6 protein-coding genes are annotated in these 5,512 nt (G+C 68.1%); all 6 read left to right on the top strand.

The window, feature by feature from the left end:
* Nucleotides 1–215: 215 nt before the first annotated feature.
* The gene (gene panC / locus FKP22_RS19515) at nucleotides 216–1,055 is read left to right on the top strand and encodes a pantoate--beta-alanine ligase (RefSeq protein ID WP_141289372.1); all 840 of its coding nucleotides are present in this window, start codon (nucleotides 216–218) and stop codon (nucleotides 1,053–1,055) included.
* A 55-nt stretch (nucleotides 1,056–1,110) separates the two neighbouring features.
* Entirely contained in the window at nucleotides 1,111–2,148 is a 1,038-nt protein-coding gene (gene bioB / locus FKP22_RS19520; RefSeq protein ID WP_141289373.1) for a biotin synthase BioB, read from the top strand.
* Between the two features lie 21 nt (nucleotides 2,149–2,169).
* Nucleotides 2,170–2,589 (top strand): aspartate 1-decarboxylase, encoded by a 420-nt coding sequence (gene panD, locus FKP22_RS19525; RefSeq protein ID WP_141289374.1) that lies wholly within the window; start codon nucleotides 2,170–2,172, stop codon nucleotides 2,587–2,589.
* A 67-nt stretch (nucleotides 2,590–2,656) separates the two neighbouring features.
* Nucleotides 2,657–3,967 carry an adenosylmethionine--8-amino-7-oxononanoate transaminase gene (gene bioA / locus FKP22_RS19530; RefSeq protein WP_231011594.1) on the top strand — a complete coding sequence of 437 codons (1,311 nt, stop codon included), beginning with the start codon at nucleotides 2,657–2,659 and terminating at the stop codon, nucleotides 3,965–3,967.
* Complete coding sequence (bioD, locus tag FKP22_RS19535) at nucleotides 3,957–4,694, top strand: dethiobiotin synthase (protein ID WP_231011479.1); 738 nt, start codon at nucleotides 3,957–3,959, stop codon at nucleotides 4,692–4,694. The genes bioA and bioD overlap by 11 nt, the downstream gene beginning before the upstream one ends.
* The coding region (locus FKP22_RS19540; protein WP_141289376.1) for an aminotransferase class I/II-fold pyridoxal phosphate-dependent enzyme at nucleotides 4,691–5,512 on the top strand (822 nt) is incomplete at its 3' end. The genes bioD and FKP22_RS19540, both read left to right, overlap by 4 nt.

Raw genomic sequence — 5,512 nt, forward strand, 5'->3', positions numbered from 1 at the left:
ACTTCACCCGCGAGCCCGGCAGCGAGGGCGATGCGCCGGGCCTTTCGGTCGCGCAGGCGCTGCGGCGCTACGTGGTGGACGTCAAGGCCGGGCTGTTCCCCGACGAGACGCTGCACGGTTATTGAAAGCGCAGTCGCCGGGGTGTTGCAGCCCTGGCAACTGACCGGGCCGCAAGGCCCAGCCGGCCCGGCTGCGGGCCGCGAGGAGAATCTTGCATGCGTGTGATCCACACGGTGTCCGAATTGCGCGAAGTGCTGGCCGGCCAGCCGCGCACCGCGTTTGTGCCCACCATGGGCAACCTGCATGAAGGCCATCTGTCGCTGGTGCGCGAAGCCGCGCGCCATGGCTCGCCAGTGGTCGTCAGCGTCTTCGTCAACCGGCTGCAGTTCCTGCCGCATGAAGACTTCGACCAGTACCCGCGCACGCTGGCCAAGGACGCCGAGTTGCTGGCTACTGCTGGCTGCGACATCGTCTTTGCGCCCGCCGAGGACGAGCTGTACCCGCAGCCCCAAACCTACAAAGTGCAGCCGCCGCCCGCGTTGGGTGACCTGCTGGAGGGTGAATTCCGCCCCGGCTTCTTCACAGGCGTGTGCACCGTGGTGATGAAGCTGTTCCAGGTCGTGCAGCCCGCCGTCGCGGTGTTCGGCCAGAAGGACTACCAGCAGCTCAAGGTGCTGGCTGGCATGGCCGAGCAGTTCATGCTGCCCACGCGGGTGCTGGGCGCGCCCACGGTTCGGGCCGATGACGGCCTGGCGCTGTCCTCGCGCAACGGTTACCTTGGGCCGGCCGAGCGCACCGAGGCGGTGGCGCTGTCGCAGGTGCTGCATCAGCTGGCCACCAGCGCACGCGTGCCCGGCCCGTCGCTCGCCGAGTTGGAAGCCAAGGCGGCACAAAGCCTGCGTAAGCGTGGCTGGCTGCCCGATTACGTGACCCTTCGCCGCCGCAGCGACCTGCTGCCGCCGAGCGACGAGCAACGACTGGGCAGTGAACCGTTGGTGGCGCTGGCCGCTGCGAAGCTGGGCCAGACCCGCCTCATCGACAATCTCGAGCTCTGAGAGAGCTTTTGATTTCCGCCATCTCTTTCGCCGTTTTTTACTGGAGTCGACCCGCATGGCCATCGTGACCTCTTCCTCTGCCGGCACCGCCGCTGCTTCGGCCCAGCCCATCCAGATCGTGCGCCCCAAGGCGGCCAAGCCGGTGCCGGTGCAGCGCTGGTCGGTGGCGGAAATCGAAGCCCTGTTCGCGCTGCCTTTCCCCGAGCTGCTGCACCGCGCGCAGCTGGTGCACCGCGAGCATTTCGACCCGACCGAGGTGGAGCTGGCCACGCTGCTGTCCATCAAGACCGGTGGTTGTCCGGAAGACTGCGGCTACTGCCCGCAGTCGGTGCACTACGACACCGGCGTGGACGCGACCAAGATGATGGAAGTGGACGCTGTGCGCGAAGCTGCCATCGCCGCCAAGGGCGCTGGCGCCACGCGCTTCTGCATGGGCGCCGCCTGGCGCGCGCCCAAGGACCGCGATGTCGAGAAGGTTGCCGACCTGATCCGCGAGGTCAAGTCGCTGGGCCTGGAAGCCTGCTGCACGCTGGGCATGTTGAATGAAGACCAGGCCGTGACGCTGAAGGAAGCCGGCCTGGACTACTACAACCACAACCTCGATACCGCCCCCGAGACCTACGGCAAGATCATCTCCACCCGCGACTACCAGGACCGCCTGGACACGCTGGAGCATGTGCGCAACGCCGGCATGTCGGTCTGCTGTGGCGGCATCGTTGGCATGGGCGAAAGCCGCACCGAGCGTGCCGGCCTGGTCGCGCAGATCGCCAACCTGGAGCCCTACCCGGAATCGGTGCCGATCAACGAGCTGGTGCAGGTCGAAGGCACGCCGCTGCACGGCACCGACAAGCTGGACCCGTTCGAGTTCGTGCGCACCATCGCTGTCGCCCGCATCACCATGCCCAAGGCGCGCGTGCGCCTGTCGGCCGGCCGCCAGCAGATGGGCGAGGGCATCCAGGCCCTGTGCTTCCTGGCTGGCGCCAACTCCATCTTTTACGGCGACAAGCTGCTGACCACCGGCAACCCCGAAGTGGACCGCGACCGCGAACTGCTGGAGCGCCTGGGCCTGCACTCGCGCCACGTGATGGGCTGAAGGGCCGAAGAGACATTTGCCATGTTCCGCACCCTGCTGAAATCCAAGATCCACCGCGCCACCGTCACCCACTGTGAGCTGCACTACGAAGGCTCCTGCGGCATTGACGAGGACCTGCTGGAAGCGAGCAACCTGCGCCCCAACGAGCAGATCCACATCTGGAATGTCAACAACGGCGAGCGCTTCGTCACCTATGCGATCAAGGCGCCGCGTGGCTCCGGCATCATTTCGCTGAACGGCTCGGCCGCGCGCCGCGCCAGCGTGGGTGACCTGGTCATCATCGCCGCCTTCGGCATGGTGCACGAGGACCGGCTGGACGAGGTCTCGCCCAAGCTGGTGTTCCCCGATGCGATGAACCGCATCGTCGAAGTGCGCAGCGAAGTCGCCGGCCCGCAGGCGGGCGACGAGATGGGCGCCGACATGAGTGGCGATCCGATCTGAGCCTGGCGTGACCAACCAGGATTGGCGTGTCCGCAGCCTGAAGGCGGTCTGGCACCCGTGCACGCAGATGAAGCTGCATGCACGGGACATCGAACCCCAGCCGCTGATCCCGGTGGCCCGCGCCGAAGGCGTGTGGCTGCATGACTTCGACGGCAGGCGCTACCTGGACGGCATCAGCTCCTGGTGGGTCAACCTGTTTGGCCACAACCACCCGGCGATCCGCGAGGCGCTGGTGCAGCAACTGCAGTCGCTGGACCATGTGATGCTGGCCGGGTTCACGCATGCACCGGTGGTCGAGCTGTCCGAACGGCTGTCCGCACTGACCGGCCTGGGCCATGCGTTCTACGGCAGCGACGGCGCTTCGGCGACCGAGATCGCGCTGAAGATGAGCGCGCACCATTGGCGCAATGCCGGCCGGCCCGGCAAGAACTGCTTCGTCGGCATCGCCGGTGGCTACCACGGCGAAACCGTCGGCGCGCTGGCCGTGACCGACATCGCGCTGTTCCGCGAAGCCTACGCGCCACTTGTGCGCCTGGGGGCCACCGCGCCCAGCCCGGACGCGCGCGGCGCGCTGCCTGGTGAAGATGCTGCTGCCGTGGCCGAACGCGCCGCTGCCGCACTGAGCGAATGGCTGGCCGCGCATCACGCGCAAACCGCCGCCGTCATCGCCGAGCCGCTGGTGCAATGCGCCACCGGCATGGCCATGCACCATCCCGTCTATCTGCAGCGCCTGCGTGAACTCTGCGACCGCTACCAGGTGCACCTGGTGCTCGACGAGATCGCGGTCGGCTTCGGCCGCACTGGTTCGCTGTTCGCGCACCAGCAGGCCGGCATCCTGCCCGACTTCCTGTGCCTGTCCAAGGGCCTGACCGGCGGCACGCTGCCGCTGTCTGCCGTGCTGACGACCGATGCCGTCTACGCCGCCTTCTACGACGACGAGGTCGCGCGTGGCTTCCTGCATTCGCACAGCTACACCGGCAACCCGCTGGCCTGCCGCGCCGCGCTGGCCACGCTGGACCTGATCGCGTCGACCGACATCGTCAACGCCAACCAGACCACCGGCGCACGCCTGTGGGCGCAGTTCGAAGGCGTGACGCAGCACCCACGTGTCAGCCATGCGCGCCGCCAGGGCATGATCTTCGCGTGGGACGTTGCCAGCAGCCTGCCTGATTTTTCGCGCCGCTACGCTCGACATGCGCTCGCGCAAGGCCTGGTGCTGCGGCCCATCGGCCACACGCTGTACGCGATGCCGCCGTATGTGATTTCCGAAGACGAAGGCCGGTGGCTGGCAGACGGCGCGCTGAAGGCGCTGAACGCCACCTTGGCCGAAGAAACTGCCGGCCTGCCGGCCCAGGCCGGGGTGCTCGATGGCGTCTGAACAAAAAGCGGTGGTGGGCTGTTTCGTCACCGGCACCGATACCGGCGTCGGCAAGACCCTGGCCAGCAGCGCGCTGCTGCATGCGCTGCGCCGCCATCATGTGCGCGTGGTCGGCATGAAGCCCATCGCTTCCGGACTGATCCCGCACCCGGAACATGCCGGCCAGATGGTCAGCGAAGACGTGCTGGCGCTGCGTGCCGCCTCCAACATTGTCGTGCCGCCCGAGCTGGACAACCCCGTCGCGCTGCCCGAGCCCCTGTCGCCGCACCTGTCGGCCGAGCGGGCCGGCCAGTGCATCGAGATCGCGCCGCTGGTTCAACATCTGCGTGCCCTGCAGGCCCAGGCCGACGCGGTGGTGGTCGAAGGCGCCGGCGGCTGGCTGGTGCCGCTGAACGAAAGCGACACCATGGCCGACCTGGCCAAGGCCATGGGCCTGCCTGTGGTGCTGGTGGTTGGCCTTCGGCTAGGCTGCTTGAACCATGCGTTGCTCAGCGCGCAGGCCATCCGCGCCAGCGGTCTGCGGCTGGCCGGCTGGATCGCCAACCACATCGATCTCGAAATGGCCTGCCCGGCCGAGAACCTGAGCTACCTCAAAGCGCACATGGACGCGCCGCTGCTGGGCTTGCTGCCCTGGCAGGCTCGGCCGGACGCCGAGGCCTGTGCGGCCGAGCTGGTGCTGCCCCGGGCCTGGCGTGCCGTGGTGACCGCGCAAGGATCGGCGCCGTGACCGCCAGCTGGATCGACGAACTCGGTGGCAGGCTGGCCGAGCTGGGCGAAGCCAGCCTGCTGCGCCGCCGGCGTGTCGTCGTGCCCGAAACCGGCGCGCGGTTGACGGTGGACGGCCAGTCCATGCTGGCCTTCTGCAGCAACGACTACCTCGGCCTGGCCGGCGACCCTGCACTGCGCGCCGCCGCACATGCGGCCATCGACGCCTACGGCATCGGCTCCGGCGCCTCGCCCATGGTCAGCGGTCACAGCGCTGCCAATGCGGCCCTGGAAGACGAGCTGGCGGCCTTTGTGCAGCTGCCCAAGGCGCTGTATTTCTACGCTGGCTTCGCGACCAACGCCAGCATCGTGCCGGCCCTGGTGGGCCCTGGCGACGCGATGTTCTCCGACGAGCTGAACCACGCCAGCCTGATCGACGGCATGCGCCTGTCGAAGGCCCGCATCCAGCGCTACGAGCATGCGGACCTGGGCCGGCTGGAAGCGCAGCTCGCGACCAGCACCGCACCGCGCAAGCTGGTGCTGACGGATGCCGTCTTCAGCATGGACGGCGACGTGGCCGATGTGCCCGGCCTGCAGGCACTGTGCGAAAAGTACGACGCGCTGCTGCTGATCGACGACGCCCACGGCTTCGGCGTGCTCGGCCCGCAAGGCCGCGGTGTGCTTGCTGCTGCCGGGCTGACCGGTGCCAACGCTTCGCGCCGCGTGATCTACATGGCCACGCTGAGCAAGGCGCTGGGCGTGGCAGGCGCCTTTGTGGCGGGAGATGCAGTCGTCATTGAATGGCTGCTGCAAAAGACCCGCAGCTACACCTTTGCCACC

The sequence above is a fragment of the Ideonella azotifigens genome (assembly GCF_006519715.1).
GTDB classification, from domain to species: domain Bacteria; phylum Pseudomonadota; class Gammaproteobacteria; order Burkholderiales; family Burkholderiaceae_C; genus Ideonella; species Ideonella azotifigens.